This window comes from Synechococcus sp. RSCCF101 (assembly GCF_008807075.1).
In the GTDB taxonomy this organism is placed as follows: domain Bacteria; phylum Cyanobacteriota; class Cyanobacteriia; order PCC-6307; family Cyanobiaceae; genus RSCCF101.
In genome coordinates this window covers 892758-915189 of the sequence record NZ_CP035632.1, presented here as the reverse complement: position 1 = coordinate 915189, position 22432 = coordinate 892758, and the positions used below count along the sequence as shown (strand labels likewise).

General features: G+C 70.4%; 20 protein-coding genes. 7 read left to right on the top strand and 13 right to left on the bottom strand.

Annotated features, from left to right (window positions below; genetic code table 11):
* Positions 1–6: 6 nt before the first annotated feature.
* Positions 7–1395, top strand: coding sequence for a geranylgeranyl reductase (chlP, locus tag EVJ50_RS04450; RefSeq protein WP_150882541.1), 1389 nt, complete (start codon positions 7–9; stop codon positions 1393–1395).
* Between the two features lie 91 nt (positions 1396–1486).
* Here the strand turns inward: chlP and glyS are convergent, their stop codons facing one another.
* Positions 1487–3688, bottom strand: coding sequence for a glycine--tRNA ligase subunit beta (gene glyS, locus EVJ50_RS04445; protein WP_150882540.1), 2202 nt, complete (start codon positions 3686–3688; stop codon positions 1487–1489).
* Positions 3689–3771: 83 nt separating this feature from the next.
* On the opposite strand from glyS, the gene sir reads away from it, so the two are divergent.
* Positions 3772–5550 (top strand): sulfite reductase, ferredoxin dependent, encoded by a 1779-nt coding sequence (gene sir, locus EVJ50_RS04440; protein WP_150884854.1) that lies wholly within the window; start codon positions 3772–3774, stop codon positions 5548–5550.
* Here the strand turns inward: sir and EVJ50_RS04435 are convergent.
* The 11 genes from EVJ50_RS04435 to EVJ50_RS04385 all read right to left on the bottom strand — a co-directional run bounded on the left by EVJ50_RS04435 (position 5538) and on the right by EVJ50_RS04385 (position 16398).
* Positions 5538–6293: a M15 family metallopeptidase gene (locus EVJ50_RS04435; RefSeq protein WP_150882539.1), complete on the bottom strand. Its 756-nt coding sequence runs from the start codon at positions 6291–6293 to the stop codon at positions 5538–5540. The genes sir and EVJ50_RS04435 overlap by 13 nt on opposite strands.
* 71 nt (positions 6294–6364) lie before the next feature.
* Complete coding sequence (recG, locus tag EVJ50_RS04430; RefSeq protein ID WP_370455593.1) at positions 6365–8896, bottom strand: ATP-dependent DNA helicase RecG; 2532 nt, start codon at positions 8894–8896, stop codon at positions 6365–6367.
* The gene (locus EVJ50_RS04425) at positions 8854–9987 is read right to left on the bottom strand and encodes a hypothetical protein (RefSeq protein WP_150882538.1); all 1134 of its coding nucleotides are present in this window, start codon (positions 9985–9987) and stop codon (positions 8854–8856) included. Before EVJ50_RS04425 ends, recG begins: the two co-directional genes overlap by 43 nt.
* Before the next feature lie 14 nt (positions 9988–10001).
* Positions 10002–10658: a translation elongation factor Ts gene (tsf, locus tag EVJ50_RS04420; RefSeq protein ID WP_150882537.1), complete on the bottom strand. Its 657-nt coding sequence runs from the start codon at positions 10656–10658 to the stop codon at positions 10002–10004.
* Between the two features lie 102 nt (positions 10659–10760).
* Positions 10761–11471: a 30S ribosomal protein S2 gene (gene rpsB / locus EVJ50_RS04415; RefSeq protein WP_150882536.1), complete on the bottom strand. Its 711-nt coding sequence runs from the start codon at positions 11469–11471 to the stop codon at positions 10761–10763.
* A 129-nt stretch (positions 11472–11600) separates the two neighbouring features.
* Positions 11601–12533, bottom strand: a complete 933-nt coding sequence (locus tag EVJ50_RS04410; protein ID WP_150882535.1) for a glycosyltransferase family 2 protein — start codon at positions 12531–12533, stop codon at positions 11601–11603.
* Between the two features lie 41 nt (positions 12534–12574).
* On the bottom strand, positions 12575–12730 hold the full coding sequence (locus tag EVJ50_RS04405) for a hypothetical protein (protein WP_150882534.1): 156 nt from the start codon (positions 12728–12730) through the stop codon (positions 12575–12577).
* Between the two features lie 57 nt (positions 12731–12787).
* Complete coding sequence (locus tag EVJ50_RS04400; protein WP_150884852.1) at positions 12788–13522, bottom strand: ATP-binding cassette domain-containing protein; 735 nt, start codon at positions 13520–13522, stop codon at positions 12788–12790.
* A 55-nt stretch (positions 13523–13577) separates the two neighbouring features.
* Positions 13578–14747 (bottom strand): ABC transporter permease DevC, encoded by a 1170-nt coding sequence (gene devC / locus EVJ50_RS04395; protein WP_150882533.1) that lies wholly within the window; start codon positions 14745–14747, stop codon positions 13578–13580.
* Complete coding sequence (locus EVJ50_RS04390; protein ID WP_150882532.1) at positions 14744–15703, bottom strand: efflux RND transporter periplasmic adaptor subunit; 960 nt, start codon at positions 15701–15703, stop codon at positions 14744–14746. The genes devC and EVJ50_RS04390 overlap by 4 nt, the downstream gene beginning before the upstream one ends.
* Positions 15646–16398: a phycocyanobilin:ferredoxin oxidoreductase gene (locus EVJ50_RS04385; protein WP_150882531.1), complete on the bottom strand. Its 753-nt coding sequence runs from the start codon at positions 16396–16398 to the stop codon at positions 15646–15648. The genes EVJ50_RS04390 and EVJ50_RS04385 overlap by 58 nt, the downstream gene beginning before the upstream one ends.
* A 58-nt stretch (positions 16399–16456) precedes the next feature.
* On the opposite strand from EVJ50_RS04385, the gene EVJ50_RS04380 reads away from it, so the two are divergent.
* Positions 16457–17704 (top strand): pitrilysin family protein, encoded by a 1248-nt coding sequence (locus tag EVJ50_RS04380; RefSeq protein WP_225323082.1) that lies wholly within the window; start codon positions 16457–16459, stop codon positions 17702–17704.
* Positions 17701–18993 carry a pitrilysin family protein gene (locus EVJ50_RS04375; RefSeq protein ID WP_225323081.1) on the top strand — a complete coding sequence of 431 codons (1293 nt, stop codon included), beginning with the start codon at positions 17701–17703 and terminating at the stop codon, positions 18991–18993. The genes EVJ50_RS04380 and EVJ50_RS04375 overlap by 4 nt, the downstream gene beginning before the upstream one ends.
* Here EVJ50_RS04375 and EVJ50_RS04370 read toward each other — a convergent pair.
* A complete protein-coding gene (locus tag EVJ50_RS04370; protein ID WP_150882530.1) occupies positions 18947–19183 on the bottom strand; it encodes a DUF3148 domain-containing protein in 237 nt (78 codons plus the stop codon). The genes EVJ50_RS04375 and EVJ50_RS04370 overlap by 47 nt on opposite strands.
* A 57-nt stretch (positions 19184–19240) precedes the next feature.
* On the opposite strand from EVJ50_RS04370, the gene EVJ50_RS04365 reads away from it, so the two are divergent.
* Genes EVJ50_RS04365 through EVJ50_RS04355 form a run of 3 tightly spaced genes read left to right on the top strand, consistent with a single transcriptional unit; the run spans position 19241 to position 22432 of the window.
* A complete protein-coding gene (locus EVJ50_RS04365; protein ID WP_150882529.1) occupies positions 19241–19816 on the top strand; it encodes a biotin transporter BioY in 576 nt (191 codons plus the stop codon).
* Positions 19813–20286, top strand: a complete 474-nt coding sequence (lspA, locus tag EVJ50_RS04360) for a signal peptidase II (protein ID WP_150882528.1) — start codon at positions 19813–19815, stop codon at positions 20284–20286. The genes EVJ50_RS04365 and lspA overlap by 4 nt, the downstream gene beginning before the upstream one ends.
* Before the next feature lie 28 nt (positions 20287–20314).
* Positions 20315–22432, top strand: a complete 2118-nt coding sequence (locus tag EVJ50_RS04355) for a transglycosylase domain-containing protein (protein WP_150884849.1) — start codon at positions 20315–20317, stop codon at positions 22430–22432.

Below are 22432 nucleotides of genomic sequence, written 5' to 3'. Positions count from 1 at the left end.
AGGCTGATGACATTGCGCGTCGCGGTTGTGGGCGGAGGCCCCAGTGGATCCTGTGCAGCCGAGGTGCTGGCCCGGGCCGGGATTCAGACCTGGCTGTTCGAGCGCAAGCTCGACAACGCCAAGCCCTGCGGTGGTGCCATTCCTCTCTGCATGGTCGATGAATTCGATCTGCCTGAGACGATCATCGATCGCAAGGTGCGCAACATGCGCATGATCTCGCCTTCGAATCGCGAGGTTGATATTCACCTCGACAACCCGGATGAATACATCGGCATGTGCCGGCGTGAGGTGCTCGACTCCTTCCTCCGCAACCGTGCCGCCGATCTGGGGGCCCATCTGATCAACGGCCTTGTGCAGCGCATCGACACCGGCGCGGGCCGCCAGGGCCCGTACACCCTTCATTACGCCGATTACGGCGGTGGCGGCCCGACCGGAGTGGCCAGCACCCTTGAGGTGGATCTGATCGTCGGTGCTGACGGGGCCAACAGCCGTGTGGCCAAGGCCATGGACGCGGGCGATTACAACGTGGCCATCGCCTTCCAGGAGCGGATCCGCCTTCCGGATGAGGAGATGGCCTATTACGAAGATCTGGCCGAGATGTACGTGGGATCGGATGTCTCCCCGGACTTCTACGCCTGGGTCTTCCCCAAGTACGACCATGTGGCGGTGGGCACCGGCACCATGCAGGACAACCAGTCACTGATCAAGAGCCTGCAGAGGGGGATTCGGGACCGGGCCAGCGAGCGACTTCTCGGCGGCGAGGTGATCAAGGTGGAGGCCCATCCCATTCCCGAGCATCCCCGTCCTCGCCGTGTGGTGGGGCGGATGGCGCTCGTCGGCGATGCCGCCGGTTACGTGACCAAGAGCTCCGGTGAGGGCATCTACTTCGCCGCCAAGAGCGGCCGCATGGCCGCTGAGCAGATCGTCGCCACCAGCAAGGGCGGCCAGCGAATCCCCTCCGAGCGTGATCTCAAGGGCTACCTGCGCCAGTGGGACCGCCGCTACGGGGCGACCTACAAGGTGCTGGAACTGCTTCAGGCGATCTTCTATCGCAACGATGCGGCTCGTGAGGCCTTCGTGGAGATGTGCGATGACAGCGACGTTCAGAAGCTGACCTTCGACAGCTATCTGTACAAGCGGGTCGTGATGATGAACCCCTGGCAGCAGATCAAGCTCACGTTGCGCACCCTCGGGGCCGTGCTGCGCGGCAACGCCCTGGCTCCCGCCAGCTATCACCCCGTTGCCAGCGCCGTTCGCGATCCCGATGAGATGGCCTCGCGGCTCCGTGAGATCGAGGCCGCCATCCTTGAGGCCCATGCCGAGGCCCGGGCCTCCCGCATGGCCGCCCAGCGCCGGGATTCCACCGAGGAGCCCGTTCTCGCCTCCCGCTCCTGAGCCGGGCTGAGGGACGGGCCCACCCCGTCCTCAGCACACCCATCGGTGAGCTGCCCCTCCGAGGAGCGGCTCACAGGTGGGCCAACCGATGTCAGGTTCGCTCCGTGCTGTCGGCCTGGAGCGCTGTGAAGTCGCCGAGTCGTGCAGCCTGATTGCGCAGCACCGACAGCAGGTGCAGCCGGTTGCGCCGACGGGTCGCGTCGTCGCACATCACCATCACGCTGTTCTCCCCATCGAAGAAGGACGCCAGCACTGGGGCGCTGCTGATCAGACCGCTCGCCAGTCGTGCGTAGGACGTGACCCCCTCGGCCTGCGCCAGGGGCGCCAGACGCTGAAGGGTGGTCAGCATCTCCGACTCGGCCACGGATTCGAACAGACCCGGGTCCACCAGGCCCTCCGGCTGAATCGCGTCGCTGCCGGGTTCGGCGCGGGCGGCGAGGTTGGCCGCCCGCTGCACCACGGCCTGGACGGCGGCCAGCTGGCCCTGACGCCTGAGATCCTGCAGCAACTGGGCCCGGGCCCGGGCATCGCCCACATCCTTCAGCGGTCTGGCCAGGGTCGGGTCGGACCCGTCGTCGCCGGCCCGTCCTGCCACCGCCTGCACGATGTCACCGTCGAGGCCGCCGTCCTCCAGCAGGGTGCCGACCCGCTGCAGCAGGTCTTCGGCGATGGCGCGCGCCAGGGGCGACCCCAGGAGGGGCAGCCCGGGCAGCAGGCTCTGCCAGTGGCGGCTCATCCGTTCCAGCGCCGCGCCGAGATCCAGGCGCCAACCCATCGACCAGAGGATCTGAACCACGCCGTTGCCGGCTCGGCGCAGGGCATAGGGGTCCGACGAGCCCCGCGGTCTCTCCCCCTTGGCGTAGACGCTCAGCAGCAGCTCCAGTCGTTCGGCAACGGCGAGCACCGCTCCGGCAGGGGTTCCGGGCAGCGCATCGCCGGCACCCCGGGGCCGGTAGTGCTCCAGCACCGCCAGAGCCACCGGTCGTGATTCTCCTTCCGCCAGCAGGTACTTGGCTCCGATCACTCCCTGCAGCTCCGGGAACTCGCCCACCATCTGGCTCACCAGGTCGTGTTTGCAGAGGTGGGCGGCGCGCCTCGCCGCCACGGCGTCCTCGGGCGTCAGCGGCAGCAGCTCGATCAGCACGTCCGTGATCCACTCGAGCCGTTCCACCCGATCCAGCAGCGATCCCAGACCGGCGGCGAAGGTCACCCGCGCCAGCTGATCGCGGCGATCGATGCTGGGAACGGCCTGATCCGCCGCGAGGAAGAAGGCGGCATCCGCCAGGCGCGCGGTCAGCACCCGCTCGTTGCCACGCCGGATTCCGTCGGCAGCGCCCGGCAGGCCGCTGGCCACGAACAGAAACCTCTCCGAGACGCAGTCGCCGGCGGCGAGAGCGAGCGGGTCACGCTGACCGCCGGCCAGGAAGAGGGGCACGTAGCGCTGATGCGAGCGCATCACGGTGGTGAGCAATTCCGGTGGCAGCTCCAGGAACCGGCTCGGGATGGAGCCCTCGAGCACCATCGGATCCTCCACGAGGTCCACCAGTTCGTCGTTGAGTGCCGCCGGAAGATCCGGCGTGAGGCCCGCGGCCTCGGTCGATTGCGCCAGAGCCTCATGGATGCGCCGCTCCCGCTCCGCCCGGTCCACCACCACCCCCGCGGCGGCGAGCGTGCTGCGGTAGGCCGCTGGTTCGGCGATCGCCACGGCCTTCGGGTGCAGCCGGTGGCCCCGGCTGAGCCGGCCGCTCTCCACCGGCGGATCACTGCCCTCGAGCTGAACGGGGATCACATCACCATCGAGGAGGGCCACCAGCCAGCGGATCGGGCGACTGAAGCGCAGGTCGCCGGCACCCCAGCGCATGAAGCGGCGGCCCTGCAGGCCCGCGATCCAGGCGGGAATCAGGCTCGCCAGCAGCTCCGAGGTCGGCCGCCCGGGCTCCTTCACCCGCGCGAAGACGAACTCGCCCTTGTCGGTCGGCCGGATCTCCAGCTCCGCCGGCGTCAGGCCGCAGCGCCGGGCGAAGCCCTCCGCCGCCCGCGTGGGCTGCCCGTCCCGGAAGGCGGCCCCGGCGGGCGGTCCCTTCCGCTCCTCCTCGAGGTCGGGCTGCCGGTCGGGCAGGCCCTCCACCAGCAGGGCCAGCCGCCTGGGCGTTCCCAGGGCTTCGATCCCCGCGTGAGCGAGGCGCGCCTCCTGCAGGTCCCGTTCCGCCAGGTGCTGCAGCTGCGGCAGGGCGAGGCGGGCGAAGTCGGCGGGGAGCTCCTCGGTCCCGATTTCGAGCAGAAAGGTGGCCAATCCCTGCGCACAGCAACAGCTGACTGTAATGAAGCCTTTCGTTCGCTACGGTCGATTTTCGTTTCGTCCCATCCGCCGTGACCCTGACCTCGGAGGCAAGCCTCGCGCCAGCCGCTGACGCGAAGCCGGCACCGAAGGCAGGCCTCAGCCGCCTGGAGACCCTGAAGACCGAGAGCGGCTATCTGCGCGAGCCGTTGTTGACGGAGCTGGCGAATGAGGAGCCCTGCTTCAGCGAAGCCGCGGTGCAGATCCTCAAGTTTCACGGCAGCTATCAGCAGGACGATCGCGACAACCGGCGCAAGGGGGAAAGCAAGGACTGGCAGATGATGCTGCGGCTGCGCAACCCCGGCGGACGGGTGCCTGCGGCCCTGTTCGTCGCGCTCGACGACCTCTCGGAGCGCTACGGCAACGGCACCCTGCGGCTCACCACGCGTCAGGCCTTCCAGATGCACGGCGTGGCCAAGGCCGACCTGCGTGAGGTGATCGGCACGATCGTGCGTCACCTGGGCTCGACCCTCTCCGCCTGCGGCGATGTGAACCGCAATGTGATGGCCCCCGCCGCCCCGTACGACAAGGGCGCCTACCCGGCGGCGCGGCGGCTGGCGGCCGACATCGCCGACCTGCTGGCCCCCCGCCGGGCCGAGGACACCTACCTGGATCTCTGGGTGGATGGCGAGCCGGCCTACCGCATCCAGCCGAGCGAGCCCGTGGAGGCCGCGCGGGCGATGCAGCGCTCCGGCGCGGTGTACAGCGGTGATGCGAATGAGCCCCTGTACGGCACCACCTACCTGCCCCGCAAATTCAAGGTGGCCGTCACCGTGCCGGGGGACAACTCGATCGATCTTCTCACCCAGGACATCGGCCTGGTGGCGTTCTGCGACCCGAACGGTGAGCTGCGCGGCTGCAACGTGCATGTGGGTGGCGGCATGGGCCGCACCCACAACAACGAGAGCACCTTCGCCCGCACGGCCGATCCGCTGGGCTACGTGGCCGCCGAGCACGTGCTCGAACTGCTGCAGGCGATCCTGGCGCTGCAGCGCGATCACGGCGACCGCCGCATCCGCCGGCATGCACGCATGAAATACGTGCTGCAGGATCGCGGCATCGACTGGTTCCGGGAGGAGCTGACGCGCTACTTCCCCCATCCGCTCCTGCCCCTGCAGCGGGAGCCCCGGGCTCGCCTGGAGGATTACCTGGGCTGGCATCGTCAGGCCCGCGGACTCTGGTTCGTGGGTGTGCCCCTGCTGTGCGGCCGCCTCAGCGGCGAGACGCGCCGCGCCCTGCGCCGCATCGTGGAGACCTACCAGCTGGAACTGCGGCTGACGCCCAACCAGGATCTGCTGCTCTGCAACATCGGCACCGCTCAGCGCTCCAGCGTCCGGCGCGATCTTGAAGCGATGGGCATCAGCGAGCCCGAGGCTCCGGCGCGTCTCGCCCGCCATGCCATCGCCTGCCCCGCCCTGCCGACCTGCGGTCTGGCGATCACCGAGTCCGAGCGGGTCCTGCCCGAGGTGCTCGAGCGTCTCGAGGCCCTGCTGCAGCGGCTGGGGATCAGCCAGTCGATCCTGGTGCGCATGACCGGCTGCCCCAACGGTTGCGCCCGGCCCTACATGGCTGAACTGGGCCTGGTGGGCAGCGGTCCCGCTCAGTACCAGCTCTGGCTGGGCGGCACACCCAACCTGTCCTGCCTGGCCCGGCCCTACCTCCAGCGTCTACACCTCAACGATCTGGAACGGGCGCTCGAGCCCCTGCTGAGCGACTGGCAGGCGTCCGGAGTGCGCCGCAGCTTCGGGGCCCACATCGGTCGGATCGGCCCGGAGAAGGTGCAGGCGCTGCTGGAGGGGGCCCTTCAGCCCGCCTGATCCGCGCCCCGAACGGCAGCCTCCATGCCGCCGTAGCGGGCCGTGGCCGCGCCGGCCCGCCAGGCCCAGAGCTGGTCTCCCCAGCTGAAGTGCCACCACTCGTTGGGATGCTGCCGGAAGCCGGCGGTCTCCATTGCGGCGCGCAGCAGGCAGCGGCGTCCGTGCCAGAGGGCGGCGTCCCCGCCGGGGTCCAGGGTCGCGGCCGCGGCGTGATGGTCCGGTTCGGAGATGGCACCGATCGCGTCGATGGCTCCTCCCATCGCCAGAAGGGTGCCGTCATCGCCCGCCAGGGTGAGGTCCACGGCCGCTCCGGTGCTGTGGGGCGGCGGGGTCCCCGGGTCCCGGCTGGGTGCGGCCCAGAACCGGTCCACCCGCTCATGCACCTCCTGCCGCTCGGGGCTGTCCCGATCCGGGTCGATGCCGCAGCGGAGGCATTCCTCCCGCCTGGCGTGCCGCACCATGAAGGCCTGCACCGCCACCGGGCGCCAGGCATCGAAGATGGCCAGACGGCAGCTGGGCACCCGCCGCTGCAGATGGTCCTGGGCCTGAAGCAGCCGCTCCACCACGCCGCGCCGCAGCCGGAACGGATCCGCCCCGTTGCCGTAGGGCGCCCCGAGTCGGGCGTAGGGATGGGGCAGCAGCCGCTGCAGCGAACCGGGCAGAGGCGTCAGGGGTTCGCCGCAGTCCTCGATCGGAATCGGGTGCCAGGGCCTGGCCGGCAGCGTCTCCTCTGGCGGAATCATGGTGGGGCCCCCCGGATCGGCGCGCCAGTCTGGCCGCGGGGCGGGACAGGTCGGTTCCGATCAGGGCCGGATCAGTTGAGGATCGGCGAGCCGGCGCCTCCGTCCGGACCGGCCAGGGCCTGGCGCAGCAGGGGCGCGGACTCCAGATCCGGGTCGTTCTCGATCAGGGTCTGGGCCATCTCGCGGGCCTCCTCCAGCACCGAGCCGTCGTCACTGAGGCTCGCCAGGGCCAGATCGGGCAGGCCCGACTGGCGGGTGCCGAGCACCTGGCCCGGACCCCGCAGGCGCAGATCCATGTCGGCCAGCTCGAAGCCGTCGTTCGAGCGCACCATCACCTCGAGTCGCTGCCGCGCCTGGGGCTGCCGGCTGTCGTTGATCAGGATGCAATGGGACGGGCGTTCGCCCCGGCCGACGCGGCCGCGAAGCTGGTGCAGCTGGGCCAGTCCGAAGCGGTCGGCATGCTCGATCACCATCACGCTCGCCTCCGGCACATCCACCCCCACCTCCACCACGGTGGTGGAGACGAGCACCTGAGCGTCGCCGGCGGCGAAGGCCTCGATCGCCGCCTGCTTGTCCTGGCTGTTCAGCCGTCCATGCAGCAGCCCCACGCCCAGATCGGGGAACACCTCGGCGCTGAGATGCTGATGCACCTCCACCGCGGAGCGCAGATCCAGCGTCTCCGACTCCTCCACGAGGGGGAGGATCACGTAGGCCCGCCCGCCGGCCTCCACCTCGCGCCGGATCAGGCCGTAGGCCTCGTCGCGCCGGCTCGCGGCCAGCAGCGATGTGGCGATCGGGCGACGCCCGGGGGGGCGTTCATCGATCTGACTCACATCCAGGTCGCCGTGCAGGGCCAGTGCCAGGGTGCGGGGGATCGGGGTGGCCGTCATGGTGAGCAGGTGGGGCTGAAGTCCCTTCCCCAGCAGCCGGTCCCGCTGCCGCACGCCGAAGCGGTGCTGTTCGTCCACCACCACGAGCCCCAGCCGCGCGAAGGACACCGGGTCCTCCAGCAGCGCGTGGGTTCCCACCAGCACCCGCAGCATGCCGTTCTCCAGGTCCTGCAGCAGCTCCCGGCGCTGCGGCCGCGGCGTGGAGCCCGTCAGCAGGCCGACGCTCACGTGCAGCTGGGGCAGCCAGCGGGCGAGGGAGCGCATGTGCTGCACGGCCAGCACCTCGGTGGGGGCCATCAGCACGCCCTGGCAGCCCGCGTCCACGGCGATCAGCAGGGCCGCCACCGCCACCACGGTCTTGCCGCTGCCCACATCGCCCTGCACCAGGCGCGCCATCGGGTCCGCCCGGCCCATGTCGGCCTGGATCTCAGCCAGTACCCGCCGCTGGGCTCCTGTCAGGCTGAAGGGGAGCCGCCGCAGGAAGCGTCCCAGCAGCCCGCCGCCGTCGTGGGGCACCGCCAGCGGCGGTGAGTGACGTTGGCGCAGGCGCTGGCGCCGCTGCAGCAGGCGCAGCTGCAGCAGCAGGAACTCATCGAAGACCAGCCGATGGCGCGCGGCCTCCAGGCTGGCCCTGTCCTCCGGCTCATGCATCTGAACCAGGGCCTCACCGCGCTCCATCAGCCCGGCCGCCTGGCGGGTGGCCTGCCCGAGCGGGTCGGGCCAGCGGCGCATGCTCGGCAGCAGGCCGGCGATGGCCCGCCGCAGCCGCTCCGCCGTGAGCCCCTCGGTGAGGCCGTAGACCGGCTGAAGCCGGCCGATCACCGACGAGCGCACCGCCGCTCCCGGATGGTCCAGCCGCTCGATCAGGGGATCCTGGAGGCGGGGCCCCTGCCGGCTGTCCTTCACCAGGCCGCTGAGCACCAGCAGGCTGCCCGGCGGGTAGAGCCGCTCCTGACTCTTCAGCCATCCGCCCTTGCCGTAGCGCCGTCCCGTGAAGAAGCGGGTGACCCGCAGGCTGCCGCTGACATCCCGCAGCAGGATCTCCAGCACCGACAGGCTCGGGTTGCGGCTGCTGGTGAAGCTGTGGCAGCGCCGCACGGTGGCCACCACGGTGGCTGTGGTGCCCGGCTCCAGATCGGCGATCCGCACCCTGTTGGAGTAGTCGAGATAGTCGCGCGGGTAGTGGCGCGCCAGGTCGCCGGCCGTCACCAGGCCGAGCCCGATCAACCGGGTCGCTGTGGCGGCACCGATCCCGGGGCATTGCGCCAGGGGCGTGCCCGCCGGCACCACAGCCTCCCGGGCTGCGGCGCCGGCGGGCGTCCGAGCGTCGGATCGACCGAGATTCAGGCGCGGCGGTGCGGCGCTCCGGTCGGGTGAGGCCGGCCGCAGGCTCTGCAGGAGCTGCTGGGTGCGGACCACCAGATGCCGCCGGGCCGGCTCCTCCATGCCGCCGTAGCCCGAGAAGCTGGTCGCGAGATCCCGCAGACGGCCGCGGTCCCCCTCCGCGAGCCGGGGATGCGGACTGGCCAGGCTCCGGGCCAGGAAGGCGCTGAAGCGCTCCCGGCGTCCCATCAGATCGGGCCAGCCCCGCTCGGCCTCCAGGCGCAGGGCCCTGAACAGGAGACGGATCCACTCCTCCAGCCCCGCTGCGGCCTCAGGGCCCGCGGCCGTCAGGGACGCGGCCGGCTGGTCTGTGCCACGTCCCTGGCCCACGCCTGCTCCACCTCCATGGTCCGGGCCCGTCCGCTCCAGTAGCGATGCTGGCGTGCCATGCGCCTGAGCTGGCGGCGCCGCTCCTCCAGCCGCTGCCGGCACTGCCGCAGCCGCGGCAGCGTCTCCTCCAGATCCGCCGGTCGCAGCAGCAGGGCCTGGGTCTCCAGCAGCGTCCCGCCCTGGGGCGACGGCACGGGCACCGAGAGGGTCAGCAGATTGGCCCGGGCGGCCTGGGGTTCCACCTGCCCGTCCAGCACGGCCTGCAGCAGCGACAGCGGCAGCAGGCTGGTGCTGAAGCGACTGCGCATCAGTTCGGTGTTCACCGCATGGGACAGATTGCGCAGCCTGCGGCTGAGGGCCTGCTCCAGCCGCTCCCACCACGCCAGCAGATGCTGCGGCTGCCGCGGCAGCAGATGACCGGTCTCGACGAGCAGGCTGAAGCTCGCGTCGTTGATCTCCCCTGAACCGCCCGGGTGCTGCTCGCTGTCCTCCGGTTCGGCCGGCTCGCCGCCGGATGAGGCGCCAGCCGGCCGCTCCGATGGCTGGGCGGCCAGCTGCAGAAAGGCATCGAGCATGGGCAGATCTCCCCGGGCCGGCATCGGCACCACGGCTGCGGTCTCCTCACCTGGCTGGGATGAAGAGGACCCGGGGTCGGTGAATCCCGACGCGATCCAGGGACTGTCCAGCGGCGGCTGCATCGACAGCTCCACCGAGCCGTTCTGGACCGGGGCCGGCGGCCGCACCTCAGTCGCTTCGACAACGACCCGCCTGGCCTGCCTGAGCCACTCAGCCCTCTGCTCCGCCTCCACCACGCTGGCGAGGGCCAGGAGCTGCTCCACGGTCAGGAGGCTGCCGCAGCGCTGGATCGCCCGCTCCAGGAAGCGGTGGAAGGAGCGCCGGCCGGCATCCGAGCGCTCCAGGTAGGCGGACGGCGCCTGGTGGACCAGCAGCTGCAGCACGGCATTGCGGGTGGCCGGGAGCAGCTCCTGCCGCAGCACCTGGAGGTAGAGCGCCAGGTCGCGATACAGAACGGGTGCCAGACGGCTGGTCTGCATGTGGAGCAGATCCAGCTGCTGGCCGGGGTCTCTCACCGTGTGGTGAGTGCTCAGGCACCCATGGCCGCCACTTCGGCGGCGAAGTCGCTGCCGGCCACCTCGATGCCCTCCCCGAGCGTATAGCGCGTGAAACGGCGCACCTGGATGTTCTCGCCGATCTGACCGGCCACCTGCTTGACCATCTCCGACACGCTCATGGTGCTGTCCTTGATGTAGGGCTGCTCCAGCAGAGCGAGCTCCTTCAGGCGCTTGCCGATGCGGCCGGACACGATCTTCTCCTTGATCGCCTCGGGCTTGCCCGCGAGATCGTCGCGACCCATCTCGATCGCCTTCTCGCGCTCGCTCACCGCTTCGGGGATCTCCTCGGTGCTGACGTACTCCACGTTGGGGCAGGCCGCCACCTGCATGGCCACGTTGCGGATGAGCTCCTGGAAGAGATCACCGCGGGCGACGAAGTCGGTTTCGCAGTTCACTTCCACCAGCACACCGACACGGGCGCCGGTGTGGATGTAGCTGCCGATCGCCCCTTCGGCGGCGGTGCGGCCCGCCTTCTTCTCGGCGCTGGCGATTCCCTTCTGACGCAGCCATTCCACGGCCTTGGTCATGTCGCCGTCGTTCTCGGCGAGGGCCTTCTTGCAATCCATCATTCCTGCGCCGGTCTTGTCGCGCAGGTCCTTCACGAGCTTGGCGGAGACGGCCATCGAGATGCAGGTCGGGGGAGAGTCGGGGTTGGAGAGGGTTCGGGCCCCCTGAGGCAGGGGACCCGGGTTGGGGCTGGGGGCTGGAGAGAACCCCTGCGGCAGCGGTGATCAGTCCTCGATGCCGCGCTGGTCCTGGGAGCCGTGGCGGCCTTCGTTGATCGCGTCCGCGAGCCGGCTGAGCACAAGCTGCACCGAACGCACGGCGTCGTCGTTGCAGGGGATGGGCACGTCGGCGAGGTCGGGATCGCAGTTGGTGTCGAGCATCGACACCAGAGGGATGTCGAGCTTGCGGCACTCGAGCACCGCGTTCGATTCACGGCGCTGGTCCACGAGCACCACCACGTCGGGCAGGCGGCGCATGTTCTTGAGGCCACCGAGATACTTCTGGAGTCGCTCCAGCTCACGGCGCAGAACCGAGCCCTCCTTCTTCGGGCGCATGGCGATGGCGCCGGAGGCCTCCATCCGCTCGAGGTCCTTGAGGCGGTCGATGCGGGCCCGCATCGTGGTCCAGTTGGTGAGCATGCCGCCCAGCCAGCGCTGGTTGACATAGGAGGCGCCGCAGCGGGCCGCCTCCTGGGCGATCACTTCGGAGGCCTGCTTCTTGGTGCCGACGAAGAGGAAGCGCTTGCCGCTGCGGGCGGCACCGCGCACCCACTTGTAGGCGCTGTTCATGCAGACGGCGGTCTGCACGAGATCGATGATGTGGACACCGTTGCGCGCGCAATAGATGTAGCGCGACATCTTCGGGTTCCAACGACGGGTCTGGTGCCCGAAGTGGGCACCCGCCTCCATCATCTCGGCGAGTGTGACAACAGCCATGGGGTTCGGTTGTGGGTTTCGGGTTCGCCTCCACCTGTCAGGGACCGCGACGCGGTCACCCGAAACGGACAGATGTGCGGTTTGAGTGAACCCCCGAACGGTAACAAAGCGTTGGTGGCGGCCCGGGCCTCAGCGCACCCCTGCCAGCCGCGCCTCCCGCTGCAGGCTGCGCACACCGACCAGGTTGAGGCTGACGCGGAGAACCTCCAGGGCCAGGGCCGGCCGCCCCTGACGGATCAGCCAGGCCAGCAGGGGCCGCAGTGAGCGTTCGTTGAGCAGACCTCCGAGGGTCAGCAGTTCCCAGAGCAGGCGATGCAGCCAGGTGAACTGGATGATCATCCGAACCCGGCCGGTGGGATGCTTCCGGTAGAAGACCAGCCCCATGCGGGCCCGCTGGCGCTCCACCTCCAGCAGGCGGGGGATCTGGTCCAGGCTGAAGGCCGGATGCCAGTGGTAGCCAACGGCCTCCGGGCAGCGGATCAGGGACACACCCATCTGCCTGAGGCGCTCGCCCAGCTCCAGATCCTCCCAGCCGTAGAGGCGGAAGCTGGTGTCGAACAGGCCGGACTGCTCGAGAACCGCTCGGTCGATTCCCACGTTGCCGGTGGCGAAGTAGGCCCAGGAGAGATCCGAGAGCTTGTGGGGCTCGGAGCAGGGATCATCGAAGCGGCTGGTGTTGATCACGGCTCCGTAGGTGAAACAGAGCCGATCGCCCCGCCGCGACCAGGCCGCCTCCAGAGCCCGGGCGTGGGCGCCGAGGAAGGAGGGCGTCACCACCAGATCGCTGTCGATGAAGACGATCACATCGCCGCGGGCGTGGGCCACGCCGCGGTTGCGGCCTTCGGCCGGGCCACCGTGCTCCTGCTGGATCAGGCGGACATGAGGCAGCTCCGCTGCCGCGGCCCTCAGCCAGCCGACGGTGTCGTCGGTGGAGCCGTCATCGACCACCACAACCTCATAGTCCCCCACCAGCGGCGAGGCGTCCTGTCGTTCCAGAGCCCGAAGGGACTTCTGAAGGATGGGGAGGCGGTTGTAAGTGGGGATGACGACACTGATCTGCATCAACCCGTCCTCCCCTCCAGTGCGTCCGGCTGAACCCGGGCTCAGTCGGCGGCTCCGCCATTGTTGGCCGTGCCGGTCACGCCGTTGCCGGCGCCTTCACCGCGGCCGTCATTGCGGAGTTTGCGCTTCTTGAACCGGCGGGCGTAGGCCCTGTTGCGCTCCTGTTTCTCCTTCTTGAGGTTGCGGCGTTTGGCCATGCAGCGGAAATCTGTGGACGTTCAATGTAACGGTTCACTCCACATGGCCCCGGCTGTTCAGCCGGGGCCGGACAGGGCAAAGGTTCCCGCTCCATTGCCGACAGCCATGTCGGGGGCTTCCGTCTCCCGCAGCCGGCCGTCCTCCATCTCGAGCAGGCGATCGGCCACATCGAGGATGCGTGGATCGTGGGTCACCATCAGCACGGCGCACCCCTGGTCCCGCGCCAGCCGGCGGAGCAGCTCCACCACCTCCCGGCCGGTCCGGCTGTCGAGGGCGGCGGTGGGTTCATCCGCCAGCAGCAGACGCGGCCGGGCGGCCAGGGCCCTGGCGATGGCCACCCTCTGCTTCTGACCGCCGGAGAGATCGTGGGGGAGCTTGCGGCGTTCGTCCGCCAGGCCCACCGCCTCCAGCCAGTGCTGTGCCTGGCGACGCCGTTCGCGGTAGGGCAGGCCCGGCAGCAGGTCGGAGCCCATCTGCACGTTCTGCTCCGCACTCAGGCAGCGCAGCAGGTTGTGGCCCTGGAAGATCATGCCGATGCGGCGCCTGACCCGTTGACGCAGCGCCCGGCCGGAGCCCTGCAGTTCCTCGCCCAGCACACGCACCGACCCCTGCTGCACCTGCCTCAGGCCGCCCACCAGGGTGAGCAGGGTGGTCTTGCCGCAGCCGGAGGGACCGGTGAGCAGCACCACCTCGCCGGGGGCGATCGCGAAGCCCACCTCCTGCAGCACCCGCCGCCGGGTCTCACCGCGGCCGTACCAGTGGCTGAGCCCCTCGACCGACACGGCCGCCATGGCGGCGCCGGCGGGCTGCAGGGTCACTGGGGAAGGGCTGGAGGGGAGCATGGCTTCAGAAGATCTCCGCCGGATCGGCATCCGCCAGACGGCGCATGGCCATGGCGGCGGAGCCCATGCACATCACCAGGATCATGGTGAACACGAGGCTGGATCGCGCTCCGGTCATGCTCACGGGCAGACGGGTCGAGCTGCGCACCAGGGCGTACAGGACCTGACCGGCGGCGTAGGCGGGCAGATAGCCGAGCACAGCCAGCAACAGGCCTTCGCGGGCGACCACCCCCAGGAGGGTTTTGAGCCGGTAGCCCATCGCCATCAGCGTGGCGTACTCGGGCAGGTGATCACTCACGTCGCTGTGGAGGATCTGATACACGATCACGCAGCCCACCACGAAGCCCATGGCGGCCCCGAGGGAGAAGATGAATCCGATCGCCGTGCTGGTGCGCCAGTAGTTCTTCTCGAACTCGATGAAGTCCTGCTTGGTCTTCACGGCCACATCGTCCGGCAGCAGGGCCTCCAGGCGCGCTGCCACATCTGCAGGGTCGGCATCCGGCCGGAGCCGCACCAGACCCAGCTCGATGCTCCCGGGCGGATTGTCCGGCGTGAGCCTCAGGAAGGTCTCGCGGCTCGTCAGCAGGTTCCCGTCGGCGCCGAAGGAGGGGCCGAGGGTCACCAGACCGGAGACCCGCACCCGCTTGCCGGCCACCTCGGTCTCCACGGTGCGGCCCTCGCGGAACCACTCGGCCACCGGACCGAACTCCTCCCGCGAGCGCTCGTCGAAGAGCACCCGACCGCGGTTCACCAGGGTTTCCCCCTGGCCGTCGAGACCAGGCTCCACGAACAGGGGATCGCCGGGCTCGAAACCCAGGGCGAGGATCGAGCGGGTGCGCCGGGTCTCGGGGTTGCGCCAGAGCAGGAAGTTCCAGTGCACCGGCGTGATTCCCGTCACCTCCGGTGCCGCCATGGCCTGCACCAGCCGTCGCTCGGGAAAGCCGGCCATGCTGATGGAGCTCATCGAGCGGGGACTCAGCAGCACGAGGTCGGCGTCGAAACGCTCGTGCACGGTGACGCTGGCATCGAACAGGCCGTCGCGGAAACCGAGCTGCATGAACATCAGGATTCCGGCGAAGCTGATGCCCGCCAGAGCCACCAGAAGGCGCATCGGCTGCCGGGTCAGCAGCAGCCAGGCCAGGGGAATGCTGCGCCGCTCCCAGAACCGGATCATTGCGGTTCGAAGCGGGCGATCAGCTTCAGACCCGCCAGACGGGAGACCCGGGCCGCATCCTCGGGATCGAGGCTGGCCCGCACCTCCACGATGCGTGCGTCCACATCACCGGTGGGGTCGGTGGCCAGCACCTGCCGCTGCCGCACCTGGGGGCTGATGCGCAGCACGCGCCCGCGCAGCTCCCCCTCGAAGCCACCGCTCTCGCTGGTCAGGCGCACCGGCTGACCGACCGCGACGCGATCGATGTCGGTCTCGTAAACCTCGATCACCGCCTGCATCCGGTCGCTGGCACCAAGCTCCAGCACCCCGTCGCTGCCGGGTCGCTCACCGGCGCGGGCATGGAGCCGCAGCACGGTGCCGGCGAAGGGTGCCCGCAGCTCCGTGTCCTTCAGGTCCGTGTCCAGTTCCCTGAGTTCGGCGCGAGCCTGATCGAGCCGGCCCTGGATCTGCACCAGCTCCAGCTCCCGCTGGTCGAGGTCATCCGAGGAGGTGGCACCGGCTTCCGCGAGGCGCCGGTACCGGGCGGTCTCGCGCTGCTGCAGCTCCAGCTCGGTGCTCAGGCTGCGCAGGCGGGTGGTGATCACAGCCCGCTCCGCCAGCAGATTGGCCCGGTTGTCGAAGGTGGCCAGCAGTTCACCAGTGCCGACCCGGTCGCCCTCCCGCACGTGCAGGGTCTCGATCCTCGGCGTGCCGCCGAAGCCGGAGACGGGAGCGGCCAGATTCCGGATGTCCCCTTCGGGTTCCAGACGACCCAGGGCGGCCACCGATCTGGGTGGAGCCGGGGGGCGCTCAGCCGTCTCCGGCCCGGCTGCGGTTGGAGCGGTGACCCGTTGCTGGAGCAGCACCGCGCCGCCGCCGATGATCAGGGCGGCGGGGATGAGCAGCAGCAGAGGCCGTCTCAGGCCGGCCGCGGCGGGTCGTCGAACAGGAGCGTCTCGATGTAGCGGTCCGCCCATGAGGGATTGAACGCCTTCTCCAGGGCTCGTCGTGTCTTGTCGTTGCGCTTCTGCTGAAGGCAATACGAAAGTTGCATCTCGTAACGATGCACCGTAGCCGGGTCGTCGGACGCCTGGGGCCGGCTGGAGGCCACGGCATCCGCGATCAGATCGAGAAACAGGCGCACATCATCGAGAAACCAGCCCTCCTCCTCGGGCCCCACCGGCCGGACGAAGCGGACGAAGGGGGAGAAGATGTCGCCCCAGGCCGGAAGCTCCCTGGGCTGGCTGTAGGGGGGCTCCGGGCGCTGGCGAAGGGCGCTGCTCAGAGCGGCCGGCAGCTCCGCTGCAACGGGCGAGAGGTCGGCGATGGCGGCCGAGACCCCGGCCCGGCTGGCCACCACGTCCGCCCCGAACAGGGGCAGATCGTGGCGTGGATCGGGGAAGAACACGCAGTGCAGGATCTGAAGGCCGGCCCCGAGGCGGGCGGTCTCCAGGTGCATCTTCCGGTAGCCGCGGGCGCGCCGCAGGCTGTTGCGGATGAAGAGGTCGTCGCCATCGAGGGACCCGCTGATGGCCTCCAGCTCCGGATCGATCGGCAGCGGCTCCAGATCCGGCAGACGGCTCCAGCTCTCCGTGATCAGGTCCGCCAGGGCATCCGCCAGCGGATTCAGGCGGGTGTCGGTCGAGGCGTCCGAACCGGTGGCGATGGGCATCACGCGGTCTGGGGGGTGTGGCACAGCACAATGATCGTCCCACGCACAGCCACTGCCGTTGCCCGGCCAGCAGCACAGTCCCGATCTGGAGGTGCACCAGCTCGGCAACGGCGCCTCCTGGGTGGCGGCCTCCATGCCGGAAGCACCGCTGACCTGCCTCGATTTCTGGTGCCGGGCCGGCAGCGTCAGCGAAACCCCCGCCCAGCGGGGCATGGCCCACTTCCTCGAGCACATGGTGTTCAAGGGCAGCCCGGATCTCCCGGCGGGAGCCTTTGACCGGGCGATCGAGCAGCTCGGCGGCAGCAGCAATGCGGCCACCGGCTACGACGATGTGCACTACCACGTGCTGGTGCCTCCCGAGCAGGTGCCGCGGGCTCTCGAGCTGCTGCTGGACCTGGTGCTCCACCCGAGCCTGGAGGCGGAGGACTTCTCCATGGAGCGCCGGGTGGTGCTCGAGGAGATCGCCCAGTCGAACGACCAGCCCGAGGAGCGGGTGATTCAGAGCCTGCTGACCCTCTGCTGCCCGGACCATCCCTACGGCCGGCCGATCCTCGGGGATCCGGAGGTCCTGCTGGCCATGACCCCGGAGGCCATGGGCGCGTTCCATGCCGACCGCTACCGGGCCGGCAACTGCTGTCTGGCCGTTGCCGGCAGCCTGCCGGCCGGCCTGGCCGGCACCATTGCCGGCAGCGCCCTGGCCGATCTCCCCTGCGGCGGCGCAGCGCCACCCACCGCTTCGATCCGCTCGCTTCCCCGGCGCAGCACCCTGCCCGTTCCCCGCCTGGAATCGGGCCGCCTGCTGATGGCCTGGCACCAGCCCGCCGCTGCCGATCTCGACGGCGTGGTGGGCGGTGATCTGATCACCAGCCTGCTCGGCGAGGGCCGGGGCAGCGTGCTGGTGCATCGCCTGCGCGAGGAGCTGCGGCTGGCCGAGAGCGTGGATCTGGATCTCAATGTGATGGAGGCGGGCAGCCTCGCCCTGCTCGAGGTGGCCGCCCCGGCCGGGCAGCTCGATGCGGTGGAAGCCGCCGTCGGCGAGGCCTGGCAGGAGCAGATGGATCGGGGCTGCGATTCCGGGGCTCTGGCCCGGGCCGGGCGCATGGTGGCCAACGGGTTGCGGTTCGCCCTGGAAACCCCCACCTCGGTGGCAGCCATGGCGGGAAGCGGCCTGCTCTGGGGTCGCCGCCAGGCACTCGATCACCCTCTTTCCCTGATCGACGGCTGGACGCCGGATCGCCTCCGCAGCACCCTGCTGCCCGCCCTGGATCCCGCGGCGGCCACGGTGCTGCGGGCGGTGCCGGCGTGAGCCCGTTCCGACCGGCGGCGCGCGACGGGGTGTGGCTGCACAGCCATCAGGGCCCGGCCATCCTGGCGGCGCGGCTCTGGCTGGAGGGAGGCAGTGGTGGTGATCCCCTCGGCGCCAGGGGCGCCCATCAGCTGCTGGCGGCCTGCCTCACCCGGGGCTGCGGAGACCGCGATGCCCGGGCCATGGCCGAGCTGGTGGAGGGCCTGGGTGCCGCGCTGCGCTGCGACGCCCACGAGGACGCCCTGGTGCTCAGCCTCAAGTGCGCTAGTGATGACGCCTCGACCCTGCTGCCGCTGCTGGAGGCCATGGTGCGGCGGCCCCGGCTGGATCCGGACCAGGTGGATCTGGAGCGCGATCTGACCCTGCAGATGCTGCGCCGGAACAGGGAGGATCCGTTCCAGCTCGCGCTTGAGCAGCTCCGGCCTCTGCTCTATGAGTCCGGCCCCTACGGCCACGACCCCCTGGGTACGGAGCCGGGTGTGGCGGCCAGTGACGACGCCCTGCTGGCCGGGCTGGCCCACTCCCTGCCGGACCGGCCGGCGGTGCTCGTGATCGACGGTGTGGTGGACCCCGGCCTCGAATCCCGCCTCACTGAACTGGTGTCGCTTCCCGACCGGCCCCTGCCCGCGGCCTCGGACGGGCCGCCCCCGATCCCGGGCGACGAGCTTGCAGGCAGCGGCTGCAGCGTGGCCATCGCCCCGGCTGACACCGAGCAGCTCGTGCTGATGCTCGGCCGGGCCAGCGTCCCTCTGGGCCATCCGGACGACCTGGCCCTGCGACTGCTCGACTGCCACCTGGGCGCAGGCATGTCGTCGCGTCTGTTCCAGGTGATGCGGGAAGAGCGGGGTCTGGCCTACGACGTGGGCGTGCAGCACGCCCCCCGCCGGGGTGCCTCCCCGTTCGTGATGAGCCTCTCGACCGGGGTGGAGCGGGGCGAGGAGGCCTGCGCCTGTCTGCTGGAGGAGTGGGATCGGATGGGCAGCGTTCCCCTGTCCGCGCGCGAGCTGGACCTGGCGGTGGCCAAGTTCCGCGGGCAGCTGGCCCACGCCAGGCAGACCTGCAGCCAGAGAGCCGATCGAACGGCCCTGCTGCTGACCCATGGCCTGCCGCTGGACTTTGACGATCAGCAGCTGGAGGCCGCCGCCCACCTGACTCCGGAGGCGGTGATGGCCTCCGCCCGGCGCTGGCTCAGCCGGCCGATGCTCAGCATCTGTGGCCCGCAGCCTGAGGCCGAGGCTCTGCTCAGCTCCCTTCCTCCCGGCTGGAACGCAGCCAGCCCTGCTCCATGAGAAAGGTGCCGCGGCGGAAGCGCACAGCCAGTGTTCCGGTCGCCCTGAGTTCCAGCACCTGCCCCTCCTCATCGAGGCTCACCAGGTCGGAGGGCCGGAGCATGGGCATGGGGTCCGCCGTCTTCAGATAGGGCAGAACGGCGCTGAGCCGCACCCGATCGCCCGGGGAGAGCTGCTTGGTCTCGTCCACCTGCCTCTTTTCAGGCTCTTCCTCCTACAGCAGGATGGCCCCATCCGTCGGAGCTGGATGCGAGCCCTGGTGACCTGGAGTGGAGCCCTCTGCGGGGTGCTGCTGATCCTCCTTGGCAGCATGGTGCCCGCGGCACTGGCCTTCCCTGATCGCACCGGTCAGCTGCAGCTGCTCGAGCTGCCCACCACCCTCCAGGTGCCCGCCCTGCTGCTCACCGCGCTGCTGTGCGGTCCGAGAGGGGCCTTTCTGGCCGCGGTGGCCTATCTGACGGTGGGCCTGTGGCAGCTGCCGGTCTTCACCGGTGGCGGCAGCGGCAGCTACCTGCTCAATCCCGAGTTCGGCTTTCTGGCCGGCTTCCTGCCCGCGGCCTGGGTCACCGGGCGCCTCGCCCGCCAGCCCGGCATGGAGGACCCCCTCGCTCTGACGGGCGCCGCCGTGGTCGGCCTCTTGGTGATGCAGCTGTGCGGGGCGCTGAACCTGGTGCTGGGCCATCTGCTGGGTCGCTGGAATGAGCCCCTCGGCGCCATGCTCTACACCTACGCCCTCGGCCCCCTCTGGGGTCAGCTGCTGGTGTGCTGCGCCATCGGCGTGGTGGCTCTGCCGCTGCGGCGTCTGCTGCTGGTGGACACGTGAACCGGCGCCCCGACCGCTGGCTGCTCCTGCTGGTCGCGGCCGGGATCGTGGGCCTTGATCAGCTGAGCAAGCACTGGGCCTCCACCGAGCTGCTGACGGGCGGCCCCAGGCCCTGGATTCCCGGCCTTCTCGGTCTCCGTTACGCCACCAACACCGGAGCGGCCTTCAGCCTCTTCACCGATCTGACGCACCTGCTGGCGCTGCTGAGCCTGGCGGTGGCCCTCGGGGCCGTGGTCTGGATCCTGCAGGGCCGGGCCCGACGCCCCTGGCAGGGTCTGGCCGTGGCCTTCCTGCTGGGCGGCAGCCTGGGGAACGGCCTCGACAGGCTGCGGCTGGGCTACGTCGTGGACTACCTGGAGTTTCTGCCTGTCTCCTTCCCGATCTTCAATGCGGCGGATGTGGCCATCAATCTGGCCGTGGCCTGCTTCGCCGTGGATCTGCTGGTGAATCGTGGGCAGCGCTCCTCCTGAGTCCCGGCCCACCGCTGCCGCGGCCTGGATCACCGGCACCGGTTTCGCAGGCGAGGATCCCCGCTGGGATCTGCACGGGCATCACTACCGCATCGGTCGTGAGAGCGGACTGGAGATCCGGCTCGACCACCCATCGGTCAGCCGTCGCCATGCCGTTCTGCAGCGGCTTGGGCGGGCCTGGCTGCTTCAGGATGCGGGGTCCACCAACGGTCTCTGGTGGCGCGGGCGACGGGTGCGCGAGCTGTGGCTGCGGGACGGGGATCGGGTGGCGTTCGCCCCGGCCGAGGACCCGTCGGCGCCGGTTCTGGTGTTCCATCAGGCGCCCTCTCCGTTCCGCCGCCTGCCGGGGGCGGTCTCAGGCGCCCTCCTGGCCATTGCACTGGCCGGCGTTTCGGCCCTGACGGCCGGCCTGCTCACCACGCCGGTGTCGCGGCAGCTGGCGGGGGCCCGCGGCCCCCTGCTGCTGTTCGATCGCACCGATCAGCCGCTGGCCTCGCCGGAATCCGAAGGCGGCGGCGATCAGCGCCGCCTCGAGGACGGGTCCGAACGGCTCGTGCGCGCTCTTCTGGCCAGTGAGGACGACCGCTTCTGGTGGCATCCGGGTCTCGATCCGATCGGCACCACCCGTGCCCTGCTCACCAACATCAGCGGCGGACGGGTGCTCGAGGGCGGCAGCACCCTCACCCAGCAGCTCGCCCGCAGCCTCTACCCGGAGCAGGTGGGACGCAGCGACACCCTCTCCCGCAAGTGGCGCGAACTGCTGGTGGCACTGCAGCTGGAAGCGCGCTTCAGCAAGGAGACCCTGCTGCTCGCTTACCTCAACCGGGTGTATCTGGGAGTGGGCTGGGGCTTCGATCAGGCCGCGCAGCATTACTTCGGCCGCCCGAGTGCAGCGCTCTCGCTCGAGCAGGCGGCCCTGCTGGTGGGGCTGCTGCCATCGCCCAACGGCCACGACCCCTGCCGCCATCCCGAGCGGGCCCTGGAGGCGCGCAACCGCGTGCTGCAGAAGATGGCCGACAGCGGCCGGCTCTCCCACGAGGCCGCCCGCCAGGCCAGGCGTCGCCCGGTGGAGCTGGATGCCGGCGCCTGCAGGCCCCGGCAGGGCCTGCGCCAGGCGCCCTTCTACACCGATCAGGTCCGGCGCGACCTGGCCGACCTGCTCGGGCCGGCCGTGGCCGATGAGGGCAATTTCCTGATCGAGACCCATCTCGATCCGTCCGTTCAGTCGGCGGTGGAGCAGCAGCTGGAGCGCCTGCTGGCTCGCGCTGAAGGGCTCGGGGTGAGCGAGGGCGCCGTTGTGGTGCTCGACTACCGCAACGGCGGCATCCTTGCTCTGGCGGGCGGGCGTGACTACCGCCTCAGTCAGTTCAACCGGGCCACCATGGCCCTGCGCCAGCCCGGCAGCACCTTCAAGCTGATGCCGTATCTGGTGGCTCTGGGCGAGGGCCTCTCGCCCGCCGATGGCGTCGACTGTTCGCCCCTGACCTGGGCCGGCCAGACCTTCGGGAGCTCCTGCAGCGGCCGGCTCAGCCTGCGCGCCGCCTTCGCGGTCAGCAGCAACACCGCGGCCCTGAGGCTGGCCCGGCAGGTGGGGCTCGATCAGGTGCTGCGCCAGGCCAGGGACCTGGGCATCAGCACGCCTCTGAGCCCGGTGCCCGGCCTGGTGCTCGGTCAGAGCGAAGTGACCCTGCTCGAGCTCACGGCGGCCTATGCCGCCGTGGCCAACGATGGTGTGTGGCATCAGCCCACCACCATCCGCCGCCTGCTGGATGTGGAAGCCTGCCCCGCCGGGACCGTGGCCTCCTGCCGTGAGTCTCCCGAGCGAGCGTCCCTCTCCCTGGCGGCCCCGCGACCGGTGCTCCGTCCGGATGTGGCGCGGCGGATGCAGGAGCTGCTGCGCGGCGTGGTGCGCACCGGCACCGGCCGCGCGGCCTCCCTGGGAGGCCAGGAGGGGGGGAAGACCGGCACCACCAACGACAGCCGCGATCTTCTGTTCGTCGGCTATGACCCGGCGCGGCACTGGGCCATGGGCATCTGGCTGGGCAACGACGACAACAGCCCCACCCGCAGCTCCAGCGCCCTGGCGGCATCGCTCTGGGCCTCGATCATGCGGGAGGCCGGCCGCCCCGGTGCCGCGGCGGACTGA